At 63.2% G+C, this 14,458-nt stretch carries 14 protein-coding genes; 6 read left to right on the top strand and 8 right to left on the bottom strand.

Annotated features, from left to right (window positions below; translation table 11 throughout):
- The first annotated feature begins 87 nt into the window (after positions 1 to 87).
- Positions 88 to 996: a LysR substrate-binding domain-containing protein gene (locus N0Q91_RS13115; RefSeq protein WP_275596603.1), complete on the top strand. Its 909-nt coding sequence runs from the start codon at positions 88 to 90 to the stop codon at positions 994 to 996.
- Positions 997 to 1,026: 30 nt separating this feature from the next.
- Here N0Q91_RS13115 and N0Q91_RS13110 read toward each other — a convergent pair whose 3' ends face one another.
- On the bottom strand, positions 1,027 to 1,686 hold the full coding sequence (locus N0Q91_RS13110) for a glutathione S-transferase family protein (RefSeq protein ID WP_275596602.1): 660 nt from the start codon (positions 1,684 to 1,686) through the stop codon (positions 1,027 to 1,029).
- A gap of 262 nt (positions 1,687 to 1,948) precedes the next feature.
- Here N0Q91_RS13110 and N0Q91_RS13105 point away from each other — a divergent pair, with 262 nt between their 5' ends.
- Together N0Q91_RS13105 and N0Q91_RS13100 are read left to right on the top strand one after the other, a co-directional pair.
- On the top strand, positions 1,949 to 4,267 hold the full coding sequence (locus N0Q91_RS13105) for a putative bifunctional diguanylate cyclase/phosphodiesterase (RefSeq protein WP_275596601.1): 2,319 nt from the start codon (positions 1,949 to 1,951) through the stop codon (positions 4,265 to 4,267).
- A gap of 185 nt (positions 4,268 to 4,452) precedes the next feature.
- A complete protein-coding gene (locus N0Q91_RS13100; RefSeq protein ID WP_275596600.1) occupies positions 4,453 to 5,232 on the top strand; it encodes a L,D-transpeptidase family protein in 780 nt (259 codons plus the stop codon).
- A gap of 142 nt (positions 5,233 to 5,374) precedes the next feature.
- Here the strand turns inward: N0Q91_RS13100 and N0Q91_RS13095 are convergent, their stop codons facing one another.
- Positions 5,375 to 5,851, bottom strand: a complete 477-nt coding sequence (locus N0Q91_RS13095) for a MarR family winged helix-turn-helix transcriptional regulator (RefSeq protein WP_275596599.1) — start codon at positions 5,849 to 5,851, stop codon at positions 5,375 to 5,377.
- A gap of 108 nt (positions 5,852 to 5,959) precedes the next feature.
- Here N0Q91_RS13095 and N0Q91_RS13090 point away from each other — a divergent pair, with 108 nt between their 5' ends.
- Positions 5,960 to 6,382: an organic hydroperoxide resistance protein gene (locus tag N0Q91_RS13090; protein ID WP_010968954.1), complete on the top strand. Its 423-nt coding sequence runs from the start codon at positions 5,960 to 5,962 to the stop codon at positions 6,380 to 6,382.
- 368 nt (positions 6,383 to 6,750) lie between these two features.
- Here the strand turns inward: N0Q91_RS13090 and N0Q91_RS13085 are convergent, their stop codons facing one another.
- On the bottom strand, positions 6,751 to 8,313 hold the full coding sequence (locus N0Q91_RS13085; protein WP_275596598.1) for a helicase HerA-like C-terminal domain-containing protein: 1,563 nt from the start codon (positions 8,311 to 8,313) through the stop codon (positions 6,751 to 6,753).
- A 290-nt stretch (positions 8,314 to 8,603) separates the two neighbouring features.
- Between N0Q91_RS13085 and N0Q91_RS13080 the strand changes: the two genes are divergently transcribed.
- Positions 8,604 to 8,999: a DUF2780 domain-containing protein gene (locus N0Q91_RS13080; RefSeq protein WP_018094505.1), complete on the top strand. Its 396-nt coding sequence runs from the start codon at positions 8,604 to 8,606 to the stop codon at positions 8,997 to 8,999.
- A 97-nt stretch (positions 9,000 to 9,096) separates the two neighbouring features.
- Here the strand turns inward: N0Q91_RS13080 and N0Q91_RS13075 are convergent, their stop codons facing one another.
- The 5 genes from N0Q91_RS13075 to N0Q91_RS13055 form a co-directional block, all read right to left on the bottom strand.
- On the bottom strand, positions 9,097 to 9,924 hold the full coding sequence (locus tag N0Q91_RS13075) for an aldo/keto reductase (RefSeq protein ID WP_275596597.1): 828 nt from the start codon (positions 9,922 to 9,924) through the stop codon (positions 9,097 to 9,099).
- Between the two features lie 139 nt (positions 9,925 to 10,063).
- The gene (gene tam / locus N0Q91_RS13070; protein WP_275596596.1) at positions 10,064 to 10,837 is read right to left on the bottom strand and encodes a trans-aconitate 2-methyltransferase; all 774 of its coding nucleotides are present in this window, start codon (positions 10,835 to 10,837) and stop codon (positions 10,064 to 10,066) included.
- A gap of 13 nt (positions 10,838 to 10,850) precedes the next feature.
- Positions 10,851 to 11,513 carry a haloacid dehalogenase type II gene (locus tag N0Q91_RS13065; RefSeq protein ID WP_100674536.1) on the bottom strand — a complete coding sequence of 221 codons (663 nt, stop codon included), beginning with the start codon at positions 11,511 to 11,513 and terminating at the stop codon, positions 10,851 to 10,853.
- Positions 11,514 to 11,692: 179 nt separating this feature from the next.
- Complete coding sequence (locus N0Q91_RS13060) at positions 11,693 to 12,244, bottom strand: phosphatase (protein WP_275596595.1); 552 nt, start codon at positions 12,242 to 12,244, stop codon at positions 11,693 to 11,695.
- A 67-nt stretch (positions 12,245 to 12,311) separates the two neighbouring features.
- A complete protein-coding gene (locus N0Q91_RS13055) occupies positions 12,312 to 13,352 on the bottom strand; it encodes a zinc-dependent alcohol dehydrogenase family protein (RefSeq protein WP_275596594.1) in 1,041 nt (346 codons plus the stop codon).
- A 153-nt stretch (positions 13,353 to 13,505) separates the two neighbouring features.
- Between N0Q91_RS13055 and N0Q91_RS13050 the strand changes: the two genes are divergently transcribed.
- Positions 13,506 to 14,387, top strand: coding sequence for a branched-chain amino acid aminotransferase (locus tag N0Q91_RS13050; protein WP_275596593.1), 882 nt, complete (start codon positions 13,506 to 13,508; stop codon positions 14,385 to 14,387).
- The last annotated feature ends 71 nt before the right edge of the window (positions 14,388 to 14,458 follow it).

Below are 14,458 nucleotides of genomic sequence, written 5' to 3'. Positions count from 1 at the left end.
TGAACCCTTCAGTCTGTTGAAGGAGAATCCACCTCTTTGTCGAAGTTTGCAATTGAGATTGCGACGGCAGCGGTTTAGAAAAACTATATGAAAGACCTCAATACGGTTCACCTGAACGGACTGCGCGCGGCCGAAGCGGTCGGCCGCCTGGGCTCGCTCGCCGCTGCGGCGGAGGAGCTCGGCGTCACCGCCGGCGCCGTCAGCCAGCAGATTGCCAAGACCGAGGCGCAACTCGGTCGTACGCTTTTCGAGCGCTCGCCGCGGGGGCTTGTGGTTTCGGATAGCGGGCGCGCGCTGCTGACGCGATTGTCGAGCGCGTTCAGGGAGCTCGCCGAGGCAGTCGCGCAGGCACGGCGTCGTGACGATTCGGTATTGACGGTGTCGGTCGCGCCGGTCTTTGCGGCGCGCTGGCTCGTCTACCGGCTGGACCGCTTCGCCGAGCGTAATCCGGATATCCGGCTGAGGATCGACGCGACCACGACGCTCGCCAATCTGGAGACCTCCGATGTCGATCTCGGCATCCGCGTCGGGGCTGGCCGCTGGCCGGGCGTGCGATCGGAACTGCTGCTCGAGCAGGAGGTCTTCCCGGTCTGCTCGCCGGCACTGGCCGCCGGACTTCGTGAGCCCGCGGACATGCTGAAGCTGCCCGCGGTGATCGATGCGCATGCAATGTTTTCCTGGGAACTATGGCTCAAGACCGCCGGCCTCACCGGTGCGGCCATGACGGTGCGTCACACCTTCAACGACGCTTCCCTGGCGCTCGATGCGGCGATTGCCGGGCAGGGGGTAATGCTTGCCTGGCAGACGCTTGCCGGATACGCGCTGCTGAGGGGGTCTCTCGTGGCGCCGTTCGGCATTCGCGCCAAGACCGGCTTCGGGCACTACTTCGTCACCTCCGTCTCACGCCGCGAAAGCAAGGGCGCTGCCGCCTTCAAGCGCTGGGTGCGCGAGGAAGTGGAGGACGGAATGCGGCAGCTCGCGGCGATGACGGGATGAGAAGAGCCTTCGCTCACCCAGCCAGGTGCCTTATTCCGGTTCCTTCAGCCGTTCCTCCATCATCGCCTTGAAGGCGGGGCGGGATTGGCAGCGCGCCAGCCAGGCCTTGACCTGGCGGTGCCTTTCGAAAAGGTCCGTCTGGCTCATCGTGTAGCGGAAAACCTCCGCAAGATTGAGGTCCGCGACGGTAAAGCGGTCACCCACAACGTAGTCGCGATCGGCGAGGTGCGTTTCGAGTACGGAAAAGGCTTTTTCAAGGGAGCGGGCGCAGGCCGCGATCTCCGCCCGCCCTTCCGGCGTGTCCTCGATCCCGCTGTCATAGGCGAGAACGATCTTCACCGCATGCGGCTCGACCTCGGTCGCCGCCCACATCGTCCAGTTGCCGATCTGCCCTTCCTCCCGGATATCGGCCGGTGCCAGTGGTCCGCCGTGTTTGCGGGCGAGATAAAGATTGTTGGCGAGCGACTCGGTCAGCACCAACCCGTCATCCTCGATCGCGGGTATGAGGCCCATCGGGTTTATGGCGAGGAAGCCCGGTGACTTCGTATTGAGGGGGGCATCCGCGGCCAGCGGATCGGCGACCCGGCGCGCCTGGACAACCGGCACCGACCGGAAGGGCAGGCCGAGTTCCCCCGCCATCCAGTAGTTGCGCGACGCGCGCGAACGGTAAACTCCATAGATCGTCAGCATTTCCCGCGTCCTCCGATTGTCGTTCAGCTCCTTGCAGCGCGCGCGTCGGACAGACGCGCAAAGATCGCTGTAACTCCTGCATGGTCATGCTGTAGGCCATCGCCGTCCTCGGCAGAAGCCGTCGGCAATGATAGGTCGCATGAATTCTTTTGATGCGAAGTGGCTCTGCGCAACCTTTAGACGATTTTTCGCTGTGGAATTTAGGGAAGCATAACCTCTTTTCGCTAAATCTGCGCGAGCGCCGCTCCTTCGGAGGTTTCGCTTGGCAAGAAAAACGTCCCGCAGCATCCGATATGCCGACCTGAACGCGGACGACAATGCGCAGACGCGCCGGCTGATCGATGCCGGCAGCCGCCTTGCCGACGAGGTCGCGCGTCTCTTTCCGCCCGAACCCGACATGGCCGACCGCCACTACTGGCTCGAAGCGATGATCAACCACGTTCCCGATTATATCTATGCGAAGGATACGGCGGGGCGCTTCCTGATCGCCAACGAGGCGACGGTCGCCGACAACGGCCTTGAATGCCTGCGAGACCTCGTCGGCAAGACCGATTTCGATCTGCACCCGCACGAGTTCGCCCAGGCCGTCGCCGATACCGAGCGACGCGTGTTGGAAACCGGCGAACCGATCTTCGGCATCGAGGAACGCGCCATCGTGACCAAGGGCCGCGATCGCTGGCTGATGACCTCGAAAGTGCCCTTGCGCAGCAAGAGCGGCGGGATCATCGGTATCGTCGGCATCTCGCGCGATATCAGCGATCGCAAGGCCGCGGAGCGCCTGCTCGAAGGTCAGGCCCGGTTGCTGGAAATGATCGCCAAGGGCAGGCCCCTTGGTGAGTTCTTCCACGAGCTGGTGCTGATGATCGAAGCGCTGCTGCCCGGGATCAAGGCCTCCATCCTGCTCCTTTCGGAGGATGGCGGGCATCTCCTGCACGGCGCTGCCCCCAGCCTCGACGCGGATTATTGCGCTGCCATCCATGGCGTCGAGATCGGCCCTGCGGCCGGCTCCTGCGGAACGGCTGCGTGGTGCGGCGAACAGGTGATCGTTTCCGACGTCTTCGCCGATCCGCTCTGGGAGGAATACGCGCCTCTCCTGGGGCCTTCCGGCCTCCGCTCCTGCTGGTCCACGCCCATCCTGTCGCGCGAGCGCAATGTGCTCGGGACATTCGCGCTGTACGCGCAGGAGGTTGGAACGCCGAGCGAGCAGCAGCAGGAACTGATTGCCATGGCCGCTCATCTCGCCGGAATAGCGATCGAGCGCAAGCGGGCGGAGGACCGCATCGGTTTCATGGCCCATCACGACGCCTTGACGGGGCTGCCGAACCGCGTCCTTTTCGAGGAGCAGGTCGCCGGCATGCTCGAGGAGATCCGCGAGCGGGATCAATGGGCCGTGCTCGCCTTTCTCGACCTCGACGATTTCAAACTGATCAATGACAGCCTTGGGCACGCCACAGGTGATGAGCTCCTGAAGGTCGTAGCCGGGCGCATGCGGGGTGCCGTGCGCAGGTCCGATTCCGTCGTGCGCGTCGGCGGCGACGAGTTCATCATCCTCCTGAACGGCCTGCCGAAGGAGCGGGACGTCGTTCTGTCGCGGCTGGAGGACATCCGCGCTGCAATCGCCATGCCGGTGCAGTTGCAGGGCCGCTCCCTGCAGGTGAACTGCAGCATGGGCGTGGCCTGCTTCCCCAACCAGGGCACGACGGCGGGCGAACTTCTCGCCAATGCCGACATGGCCATGTATCGCGCCAAGGAGCTCGGCCGCAACAACATCCAGGTCTTCACCGAGGCGATGGCCGCCAGAGCCCATGAAAAACTCCAGTCGCAAGAAGAGCTTCGCGAGGCGCTTGCGCGGGAGGAGTTCCTGCTGCATTTCCAACCGCAGATGAGCCTCGAGACCGGCCGCATCTTCGCTGCGGAGGCGCTGTTGCGCTGGCAGCACCCGGTGCGCGGCATCATCTCGCCCGCGGCATTCATTCCGCTCGCCGAGGAAACCGGTCTGATCGTCCCGATTGGAGACTGGGTCCTGCGCGCCGCCTGCCGCCAGCTGAAGGCCTGGCAGGACGCCGGTCTGCCGCCGCTGATCGTCAGCGTCAACGTTTCAGCGCGGCAGTTCCGCGAGCGCAACTGGGCGGCGCGTGTGGCGGCGGTTTTGGAGGAGACCGGCCTCGAGGCCCGTTACCTCGAACTCGAGCTCACCGAAAGTCTGATCATGCAGGACGTGCCGGGGGCGATCGCCACGATGCATGCGCTGGAGGCGATCGGCGTGCACCTTGCGATCGACGATTTCGGGACAGGCTATTCGAGCCTCAGTGCGCTCAAGCGCTTCCCGGTGCGCCGGCTGAAGATCGACCGGTCCTTCGTGACGGACATTCCGGACGATGCCGACGACATGGCGATTACGTCCGCGATCATCTCGCTTGCACAGAAGCTCGGCCTGCGCGTCATTGCCGAGGGTGTCGAGACAAAGGCCCAGGTCGAGTTTCTCAAAGAAAGCGGCTGCGACGAGATCCAGGGCTACTTCTTCAGCCAGCCCTTGTCGGGCGAGGATTTCGAAGCGCTGCTTTCCTCCAAGCGGCCGTGATGTTCGCGAGCGGCCGTAAATGCAATCTGGTGCCACAGGGAGCGGTTTCCGCTTGCGTCCCGTTCCGACTTGCCGATAACCATTCGAGACGGCTTCGCAACGATTCACTTTCGAAGCACCTTGATCCGGCCCTCGGAATGGAGCACCTGGACTCTTTCCGTGCAGCACAACCCCGTTAGAGTTAGATGTCATCACTGCCTGCCTTGTCCCGACGTCAGTTTCTCCGCACATCCGGCTTGGCAATCGCCTCCGCCGGACTTGCGGGTTGTACCTCTTCGATGAATACGGACCGCTTCCGCGAGCAAACGATGCCGGTCTACCGCAATCCTGCGCTCGAAAGCCGCTGGAACGGGCCGCCGGGCGGGATCTTCGAGGGACCGGTCGGCGAGGGGCCGATCGGCCTGCCGCCGCAGGATGCCTATTACGCGGAGATCTATGCGGCGCGGGAGGATGGCGGCTTTCTCATCCCGGAGGTGCCCTTCAGACAGATCGATCCGCGCTTCTATCGCCAGGAGGTCGGCGATCCCTTCGGTGAGGCCCCCGGCACGATCGTCGTCGATACGGCCGACCGCTATCTGTACCTAGTCCAGCCGGGCGGGCGGGCGATGCGCTATGGCGTCGGGTTAGGCCGCGAAGGCTTCGCCTGGTCGGGCCGCGGTCTGATCCAGTGGAAGCAGAAATGGCCGAAGTGGACGCCGCCGAACGAAATGATCGCCCGTCAGCCGGTACTGGCGAAATATTCCGCCGATAATGGCGGCATGCCGCCGGGACTCGACAATCCGCTCGGCTCGCGCGCTCTCTACATCTTTCAGAACGGCCAGGATACGCTCTATCGCGTCCACGGGACGCCCGAATGGCAATCGATCGGCAAGGCGGTCTCTTCCGGTTGCGTCCGCATGGTCAATCAGGACGTGATCGATCTTTACGATCGCGTGCGCAACAAGGCGCCGATCCTCGTCATCTGACGGCCTTTCCGGGAGCGTAACGAAGGGGCCGTTCGTTTCGGCAGCGAAAATCGCTTCTTTCTGCGTTTTGATGACCAGCGAAAGCGTTAACTGCGAACTTCCGGACGGAGAGCGGTACACACTTTTCCTTCAGGTGCTCTTGTCAGCTTTCGTGTCGACTCCCGGCCAGCCGCTGCGTCAGCCTGTGCAGCGCGTCGCGCAATTCGCCGACCTCCTCGAGGCTGCAGCCTGATGCATTGCCGATGTCGCGCAGAATACCGAAGGCTTCGGCCTTCAGCTCCCGGCCGCCATCCGTCAGGCTGACGATCACCTGCCGCTCGTCCGCCGCATCGCGTACGCGGCGGACATATCCGCCTGCTTCCAGCCGCTTGAGCAGAGGCGAAAGGGTGCCTGAATCGAGGCCCAGTTCTTCGCCGATTCGTTTCACCGTCATGCGGTCCTGCTGCCAGAGCGTGAGCAACACGAGATATTGCGGATAGGTCAGCCCGAAGCGGTCGAGCAATGGCTTGTAGGCGCGATTGAAGGCATGCGCCGCCGAGTAGACGGCGAAACAGAGCTGGCGGCCGAGCGCCAGCACCTCATCGGAATCTGCGTCGAATTTTGCCGCTTTCCTCGTCATGATGTCATTGTCGCAAATTCACGCCGGCAAAGCAATTTGCAAAATTAATTTGCGCGCTATTTAATCTTGCGATATATAAATCCGGCAACCACAAGGAAGGAGACTGTCATGCCCATCCTCTACCGCACTACCGCGTCCGCGACCGGCGGCCGCGCCGGCCAGGCCAAGAGCAAGGACGGCGTTCTCGACGTGACGCTGACCGTTCCGAAGGAACTCGGAGGCGACGGCGCGCGCGGCACCAATCCCGAGCAACTCTTTGCCGCCGGCTATTCCGCCTGCTTCCTCGGTGCACTGAAATTCGTCGCCGGCAAGGAGAAGGTAAAGCTTGCGGAAGACACGACGGTGACGGGCACGGTCGGCATCGGACCGCGCGACGACGGGACAGGCTTCTTTATCGACGCGGCGCTGGAAATCTCGTCGCCCGGCGTGGAAAAGGCGGTCCTGGAAGACCTCGTCCAGAAGGCGCATATCGTTTGCCCTTACAGCCATGCGACCAGGGGCAATGTCGACGTTAAGCTGACGGTGGCCTGATAGGACCGTTGCAGATAGCCGAAGCCCGTAACCCCGGGCTTCGGCCTGCCCCGGCAGTTCCGCCGCAAGCAAGTGTCGGGGATAGATCTAAGGCCTGTTGAGATTCGGGCCACCCGCCGCGGCTTGTTTCATTTCCTCATTCCTGTGCTTGTCACAGGAATCCAGCCAGACCAAGTCCTTGGGCTGAAAGAACTCTTTCCGCGCCGCAGACGCGGCGCTGCTGGATCCCTGTGACGAGCACAGGGATGAGGAACGAGGAGACGTTGCAGTCCTCCGATAGGTTTCCTACAGCGCCGCGCGTCTTATGAGACGCGCTGGAAAACTATGTGCAGTTTTCCGCCCGCATCCCGCGTCTCAACGATCGTGATCTAGCGCTTCAGACTGCCGAGTATTCCGCGCACAAGGGCTCGCCCCACCTGGGTCGCAACCGTTCGCGCGACCGACTTCATCGCAGCTTCCATGATGGTTTCCCGCTTGTAGCCGGACGATCGCGGCCGGGTCTGCTTGCCGGAAGGCGCTTCGGCCGCATCGTCGCCGAAGCCGGGCAGGGTCCAGCGGCTGCCGCCGGAAGTCTCCTCGGCGGGTTTTTCTTCTGCCTGCCGGGCAGCCTCCGCCTGTTCCGCTGCCTTGGCTGCACGTTTGGCAAGCATCTCATAAGCCGAGTCGCGGTCGAAGTCCTCGTCGTAGAGACCGCGCACCGGGCTCACGTCCACCACCTTCTGCCGTTCCGCATCCGTGAGCGGGCCAAGGCGCGACGAAGGCGGCCGGACCAGGGTTCTCTCGACGATCGACGGCGATCCCTTGCCCTCGAGCGTCGAGACCAGAGCCTCGCCGGTGCCAAGATTCGTGATCACGTCGGCACAATTGAAGTCGGGATTCGGGCGGAATGTGTCGGCAGCCGTCTTGACGGCCTTTTGTTCGCGCGGGGAATAGGCGCGCAATGCGTGCTGGACGCGGTTGCCGAGTTGGGCGAGGACCGTCTCCGGTACGTCCAGCGGGTTCTGCGTGACGAAATAGACACCGACGCCTTTAGAGCGGATCAGGCGGACGACCTGCTCGACACGCTCGACGAGAACCTTCGGCGCATCGTTGAAGAGCAGATGTGCCTCGTCGAAGAAGAACACCAGCTTCGGCTTGTCGGGGTCGCCGACTTCGGGCAGTTCTTCGAACAGCTCGGACAAGAGCCACAGCAGGAAGGTCGCGTAGAGACGCGGGTTCATCATCAGTTTGTCGGCGGCAAGCACCGAAATCGCGCCGCGCCCGTCATTTGTGGTCCGCATGATGTCGGTGATCTTCAGCGCCGGCTCGCCGAAGAAATGCTCCGCACCCTGCTGCTCCAGAATCAGGAGTTCGCGCTGGATAGAGCCGACGGAGGCCTTGGAGATGAAGCCGAACCGATTGGAAAGCTCGCTCGCATTCTCGCCCATGTAATTGAGCAGCGCCTGCAGGTCCTTGAGGTCGAGCAGCGGCAGGCCGCCCTCGTCGGCGATCTTGAAGGCGATGTTCAACACGCCTTCCTGCGCGTCCGTCGCATTCATCAGCCGCGACAGAAGAAGTGGGCCCATTTCGGAAATGGTGGTGCGGACCCTGTGGCCCTTCTCGCCGTAGAGATCCCAGAAGATCACCGGGAATTCCTGGAAATCGTAAGGCTCGAGGCCGATCTGCTCGGCGCGCTTCAGCAGGAAGTCCTTGGGCTCGCCCATGGCGCCGATACCGGACAGGTCGCCCTTCACGTCCGCGCAGAAGACCGGAACGCCCGCATTCGAGAAACCCTCGGCCAGGATCTGCAGCGTCACGGTCTTGCCGGTCCCAGTGGCGCCGGTGATCAGCCCGTGGCGGTTGCCGAACTTCAGCTCCAGATATTCGCCTTTGTTGATCGAATCGTCCGGCTTGCGGCTGGTTCCGATATAGATCTTGCCTTCCTGCAGCATGGGGGCTTCATCTCCGTCTTGTCAATTTTATCAATGAAAGCGGGTATTTCCCGCATGTCGCACAAAGTCGGTCATCGAAACATAGCGTGCATCTGTTATAGGCGGTGCGTCTGTTCCCGGCAACATGATTGCGGGCGCGAACAAGGCCGGATTGCCATCTGGCGAGCCCCGTGAAACGATGCTGCGAGGTGGCGGAATATGGTATTCGGCGTCCGTTTCGATGCTCTTGTTATTCCGGCATCGTTCATTTACCTTGACGTTAACGTCAAAATTCGATCGAGGAGATTTCCATGAGTGAACTGGTCACGCGCGTGGCGGAAAATGTCGGAATCGAGACCGCAACGGCGGAAAAGGCAGTCGGGATGATCCTCGGCTTCCTGCAGCGTGAGGCAGCCGAAGGCCCGGTCGCCCAGATGATCGAGGCGATCCCCGGTGCGCCCGAACTGGTCGCCCAGTACAATGGCGAGGGCAGCGGTGGTGGCGGCCTTCTTGGCGGCCTGATGTCGGCGATCGGCGGAGGCGGCGGCGTCATGGCGCTGGGGCAGCAATTGATGAGCCAGGGTCTTGGCATGGGAGAGATTACGGCGCTCGCGAAAGAGACGATCGCATTTGCCAAGGAGAAGGCGGGCGAGGAAGTCGTCGACGAGGTGGTCGCCTCCGTTCCGGGCCTCAGCCAGTTCGTCTGATTGCTCTGATGCGCAGGCAGGCCGTTACCCCCTCTGGCCGGCAGCCGGAGGAGGTAACGGTCGCGGTGCGGCATGGGGGCCTCTAAAGGCCTTCACCTCACGCATCCCATTCGGGAGCAAGACCCTGCGGATTGACGATCCGCCCGGACGGGCGGGCAAGCTCGCGGACTGCCGCCATCTCCTCCCGCGTCAGCGCGAAGTCGAATATCGCGAAATTCTCCTTGAGCCGCGCCTCCGTCGCCGTCTTCGAAAGCACGATCACATCCTGCTGTTGCACGAGCCAGCGCAGCGCCACTTGCGCCGCCGTCTTGCCGTGGCGGCCGCCGATCTCCGCGAGCAGCGGGTCGGCAGGCACTTTGCCGTTGGCCATGGCATAGTAAGCCGTGAGCGACATTCCGAGCCGCCGCGCCGTCTGGAGGACCTTCGTCTGGTCGAGATAAGGATGATACTCGACCTGGTTCGTGGCGATCGGCGCATCGCTGAGACGCGTCGCCTCTTCCATTTGCGCGGCGTTGAAGTTGCTGATGCCGATATGGCGTACTTTGCCGGCATTCCGCACCTTGTTCAGGGCGCCGATGCGTTCGGCCATCGGCACGTCGCTCCCCGGCCAGTGCAGAAGCAGCAGATCGACATGGTCGGTTCTCAGCTTTCTCAGGCTCTCATCGACCGAGGCGATGAAGGCGTCGTGGCGATAGTTGTCGACCCAGACCTTCGTGGTCAGAAAGATGTCCGCCCGTGCAATGCCGGACTTCTGGATGGCCTCGCCGACTTCCGCCTCGTTGCCGTAGATCTGTGCGGTGTCCACGTGGCGGAAACCGAGCTTCAGGGCCTGCGGCAGGATGCGAAGCACCTCCGCTCCGGACATACGGAATGTGCCGAAGCCGAGCGCGGGAATATTGGCGCCATTTGAACTGACTGCATGCATTGAGAACTCCTTCACTGCGAGCGCCCGGCGGGCCGAAGCGCGATCTCCTATACTTGTCCGCGCAAGGCGCGCCTTCAAGCTTGTCCGGAAAACAGGGCCGCGCCTGTCGGAGCGGCGAGAACCCGCACGCACTCGCGCTCTAGCGATTTTTTGTCGCCACGATGAAAAGCCGCGGGAAACGCAGGAGCACGCGCCCGTTTTTCATCGCCGGATAGGCCTTCCTGATCTTTTCGGCATAGGCGGCGAGATACCCCGCCCGCTGAGTGGTGGGCAGCGCGTCCAGATAGGGGCGTAATCCCGTGCCCTTCACCCATTCGACGATCGCGTTCGCATTTGCGAGCTGGTGATAGTAGACGGTGTGCCAGACATCGACGCGGACCTCCTTCGAGGTGAGCCTTTCGACGTAGGTAGCCGGTGAGGGCAGGGACCTGCGCCGAATGGTGCGGCCCGCGAAGGCCGGGGCGAAGGCGGCCTCCTCTGCCGTTTCCTCCATCAGAAGATGAGACGATTCGTCGAGATTGTCGGGCATCTGCACGGCAAGCGTTCCGCCGGGCGCAAGCGCCAGTATGAGCCGCTCGAAAAGCGTGACGTGCTCCGGCAGCCACTGGAAGACCGCATTGGCAAAGAAGAGCGCGCTTTCCGCCGGCGGCGTCCAGGCGGCGAGGTCGCCTTTTTCGAAGCGAAGGTCCGGCAGGCGGGTGCGGGCGGCCGAAAGCATGTCATCGTCGCTGTCGATGCCGGTGAGCGGGCTGCCCGGAAATCGTTCGAGGATCAACTCGGTCGAATTGCCCGGGCCGCAGCCGAGGTCGAAGGCAGGACCGGCGGGCAGATCGGGTACCTGCGCCAGCAGGTCGCGCGCCGGACGCGTCCGTTCGTCCTCGAACTTGGCATATTGCGCTGCAGACCAGGCCATGGGCGGGGCTCCTTCATACGCCGAATTGCAGGCTTTCGAGCGAGGGGAGGATCAGCGAAGGACCATGGTCCTTGTATTCATCCGGCCCGTCGGCCCGGTTGATCCAGACGGTGCGAAAGCCGAATTTCGTGGCGCCGGCGATATCCCACCGGTTCGAGGACTGGAACGAGACCGCCTGCGGATAGAGCCGGTAGCTCGTCGTCACCAGGTCGTAGACAGCCGGTGCCGTCTTGAACGCCTTGACGGCATCGACCGAGAAAACGTCGTCGATGATGATATCGAGTGCGGCGTTCTTGACGGCCGAGGCCAACATGGCCGGCGAACCGTTGGAAAGAATGGCGATGCGGGCGCCACGTTCCTTCAATCCCTTGAGGACCGCGGGAACTTCCGGATAACAGTCGAGCGCCCAATAGGCGTCGAGAAGCGGCTTTTTAAGCCCGGGGTCGGCTGAGGGGAAGCGCTGAAAGGCGTAGTCGAGCGACTGCTCGGTCAATTCCCAGAAGTCGACATAGGCGCCCATCAGCGAGCGCACCCAGGAATATTCGAGCTGCTTGGCGCGCCAGAGTTCCGAAAAGGCCTGGCCGTCCGGCCCGATCGCATCGGCATGCCGGCGTACGGCCGCATGCACGTCGAAAAGCGTGCCATAGGCGTCGAAGACATAGGCCGCGTAAGACATCGAGTTCTCCCGTTTATCCACCGTCCGGTCGGCGCGCCGGAGGTTTTCACCGTTTGCGCGAGCGGCCGCCGGGCAGGGGCTTGCGGCACTGCGTCGGAGACGCTGTGCCACAGCATTCTTTTGCGCGCATCATGTCAAAACTTTGTGCGCCGCACAATGTCTTCGTCGCCCGCCTTCGTTCAGTCTTTCCAAACCTTTGCCGGGAAACGCAGCGCCTGTTTCGCAAGTTTGCCCTTGAGGCCGAGGGCCGCGTCGCAAAGGCCGAGCACGTGCCGGTTCGGTTTCGCCTCCGGGCGCAGCCCGTGAAGCGCTGCCGCAGCCTCCTCCGGTGCCAGATAGCGCGCCAGAACGCCGAGGGTCAGCGCTGTCGAACGTCCGATGCCTCTGAGGCAATGAACCAGCAGGTGCGCCTCTCCGGGCAGGCTGTCGATGAAGTCAAATGTCGCCTCGATGGCCGCCGGACGCGCGGCATCCGGCGCATCCGGGTCGATGGTGTCGCCGAAGCGGAGTTCCAGATGCCGCTCCGGCGGCAGGTCGATCATCGAAAGCAGACGCGTCGCTGGCGCTCGGATGGAGACGAGATGCGTCGGCGCCCATAACGCGCGATTGTGCCGCGCCTCGGTTTGCGAGCTCACGATGAGGCGCACCGGCCAGCCGTTCGGATGCGCCGGATTCGCGTCGAGTACGGGCCGATAACAGGCGCTCTCGATAGCCTGAACCGCAAGAGCCATGACGTGCCTCCTGATTCGTCTCGGATTGCCGGCAGAATAGCAGCGCCGGCACGCAACCGAAATCCGGTCAGAACCGCGTGATGACACTGATGCCGAGGTCTGTCGCCCGGTCCATCGCAGCAAGCGCCGGCGCCGCCTCTTCGAGCGATATCTCACGGCCGATCAACTGCTTCGGGTTCAGTTTCCCGGCGGTGATCATTGCCAGCATCGCGTCGTAACGCCAGGCCTGCATTCCGTGGCTTCCATAGATCTCGAGTTCATGGCCGATCACTTGCGCCATCGGAATCTGCGGCGTCGCGTGCTCCGCCAGCATAAGCCCGACCTGGACGTGCCGGCCGCGGCGGCGCAGATTTTTGATCGAGTTGAAGCAGGTAACGGGCGAGCCGAGCGCATCGAGCGAGACGTGGGCGCCACCTCGGGTGAGTTCCCTGACAGCTCCCGCGACGTCCTCCGTCTCGCGGCCGTCGATGGTGGCGACCGCCCCGAGCGTCCGGGCGAAGGCGAGCTTCTCCTCCGAGATGTCGATGGCGATGGGGTTGGCGCCGAGTGCCGCGGCGATCATGATTGCGGAGAGGCCGACACCGCCGCAGCCGTGCACAGCCACCCACTCGCCGCCCTTGACGCGGGCCTGGTCGACGACCGCCCGGAAAGAGGTCGCGAAGCGGCAGCCGAGGCTCGCCGCCGTTGCGAAATCCATGTTCTCGGGCAGATGCACGAGGTTTTGCTCGGCAAAGTCGATCGCCACATATTCCGCAAACGAGCCCCAGTGGGTGAAACCCGGTTGAAACTGCGCTTCGCAGACCTGGCTGTTGCCGGAGCTGCATTCGAAGCAGCGGCCGCAACCCGAAACGAAGGGTACCGTCACCCGGTCGCCGATCCTGTAGCGGAGGACCCCGCGCCCGGCCGCCGCGATCGTGCCTGCCAGTTCGTGGCCCGGCACATGCGGAAGACGAATGTCCGGGTCGTGCCCCATCCAGCCGTGCCAGTCGCTGCGGCAAAGGCCGGTCGCCTCGATCTTGATGACGACGCCGTTCTCGGTCGGCGCCGGATCGGGAAGCGTCCGGATCTCGGGCATCTTCTCGAAGGCATCGTAATACATCGCTTTCATCGAGATCTCTCCCTTTGGGCGTTTTCATCATTCTGACACGTCGCCCGGGAGGGCTCCAGAATGGACGCCATGACATTTTTTGATGTACCCATTCACCCTCATGCTGCTTTTTCCGGCTAGAGCGGAAGTGCGTGAAGAAAGAAGGAGGCGCCGATGGCCGTCGATACATCCCCACGATCCACCACCTGGACCTTTGTCGATGGCGAATGGCTTGCCGGCAACCCGCCGCTGATCGGCCCGACATCCCATGCGATGTGGCTCGGTTCGACCGTATTCGACGGCGCCCGCTGGTTCGACGGCATTGCGCCGGACCTCGGCCTCCATTGCCGGCGTGTCAACCGCTCCGCCGAGGCTCTGGGTCTCAAGCCAACGATGTCGGCCGAGGAGATCGAGGGACTGACCTGGGAAGGCGTGAAGAAGTTCGACGGCAAGACGGCGGTCTATGTGAAGCCCATGTATTGGGGCGAGCACGGGTCCTGGAGCGTCGTTGCGGTGGATCCTGAATCGACACGCTTCGCGCTTTGCCTTTTCGAGGCGCCGATGGGCAATAGCCGTGCCGGCTCGTCGCTGACACTCTCTCCCTTCCGCCGGCCGACGCTCGAATGCATGCCGACCGATGCCAAGGCCGGCTGCCTCTATCCCAACAACGCCCGCATCCTCAACGAGGCACGTTCGCGCGGTTTCGACAATGCCCTGGTGCGCGACATGCTCGGCAACATCGCGGAGACCGGCTCCTCGAATATCTTCATGGTGAAGGACGGCGTCGTCTTCACGCCGGCCGCCAACAGGACCTTCCTCGCCGGCATCACCCGCTCGCGCGTGATGGCCCTTCTCGGGGAGGCAGGCCACGAAGTGATCGAAACCAGCTTGACCATGGCCGATTTCGAAGGGGCCGACGAAATCTTCACCTCGGGCAACTATTCCAAGGTGCTGCCTGTCACTCGCCTCGAACAGCGCGAATTGCAGGCCGGTCCGGTCGCGGCGAAGGCGCGCGATCTCTACATGGACTGGGCGCACGCGACCGGAGGGAAGTGATCTCCTCTCAGTCTAGCCGGCCGTGATTTCTCCGCCGCCCTGAACGCGCGAGGCATCGCCAGTCGCCCGTC

Origin of the sequence: Sinorhizobium prairiense, from assembly GCF_029201645.2 — a bacterium.
GTDB classification, from domain to species: Bacteria; Pseudomonadota; Alphaproteobacteria; order Rhizobiales; family Rhizobiaceae; genus Sinorhizobium; species Sinorhizobium meliloti_A.
This window is presented reverse-complemented; position numbering and strand designations above follow the sequence as displayed.

Bases quoted from the DNA above. Each gene is read 5' to 3' on its own strand.
- N0Q91_RS13095 (WP_275596599.1), bottom strand. From the start codon at position 5,851: ATGACGAGGAAAGCGGCAAAATTCGACGCAGATTCCGATGAGGTGCTG.
- N0Q91_RS13055 (WP_275596594.1), bottom strand. From the start codon at position 13,352: ATGAAAGCGATGTATTACGATGCCTTCGAGAAGATGCCCGAGATCCGG.
- N0Q91_RS13115 (WP_275596603.1), top strand. From the start codon at position 88: ATGAAAGACCTCAATACGGTTCACCTGAACGGACTGCGCGCGGCCGAA.
- N0Q91_RS13085 (WP_275596598.1), bottom strand. From the start codon at position 8,313: ATGCTGCAGGAAGGCAAGATCTATATCGGAACCAGCCGCAAGCCGGAC.
- N0Q91_RS13080 (WP_018094505.1), top strand. From the start codon at position 8,604: ATGAGTGAACTGGTCACGCGCGTGGCGGAAAATGTCGGAATCGAGACC.
- N0Q91_RS13050 (WP_275596593.1), top strand. From the start codon at position 13,506: ATGGCCGTCGATACATCCCCACGATCCACCACCTGGACCTTTGTCGAT.
- tam (WP_275596596.1), bottom strand. From the start codon at position 10,837: ATGGCCTGGTCTGCAGCGCAATATGCCAAGTTCGAGGACGAACGGACG.
- N0Q91_RS13075 (WP_275596597.1), bottom strand. From the start codon at position 9,924: ATGCATGCAGTCAGTTCAAATGGCGCCAATATTCCCGCGCTCGGCTTC.
- N0Q91_RS13060 (WP_275596595.1), bottom strand. From the start codon at position 12,244: ATGGCTCTTGCGGTTCAGGCTATCGAGAGCGCCTGTTATCGGCCCGTA.
- N0Q91_RS13110 (WP_275596602.1), bottom strand. From the start codon at position 1,686: ATGCTGACGATCTATGGAGTTTACCGTTCGCGCGCGTCGCGCAACTAC.
- N0Q91_RS13100 (WP_275596600.1), top strand. From the start codon at position 4,453: ATGTCATCACTGCCTGCCTTGTCCCGACGTCAGTTTCTCCGCACATCC.
- N0Q91_RS13090 (WP_010968954.1), top strand. From the start codon at position 5,960: ATGCCCATCCTCTACCGCACTACCGCGTCCGCGACCGGCGGCCGCGCC.
- N0Q91_RS13065 (WP_100674536.1), bottom strand. From the start codon at position 11,513: ATGTCTTACGCGGCCTATGTCTTCGACGCCTATGGCACGCTTTTCGAC.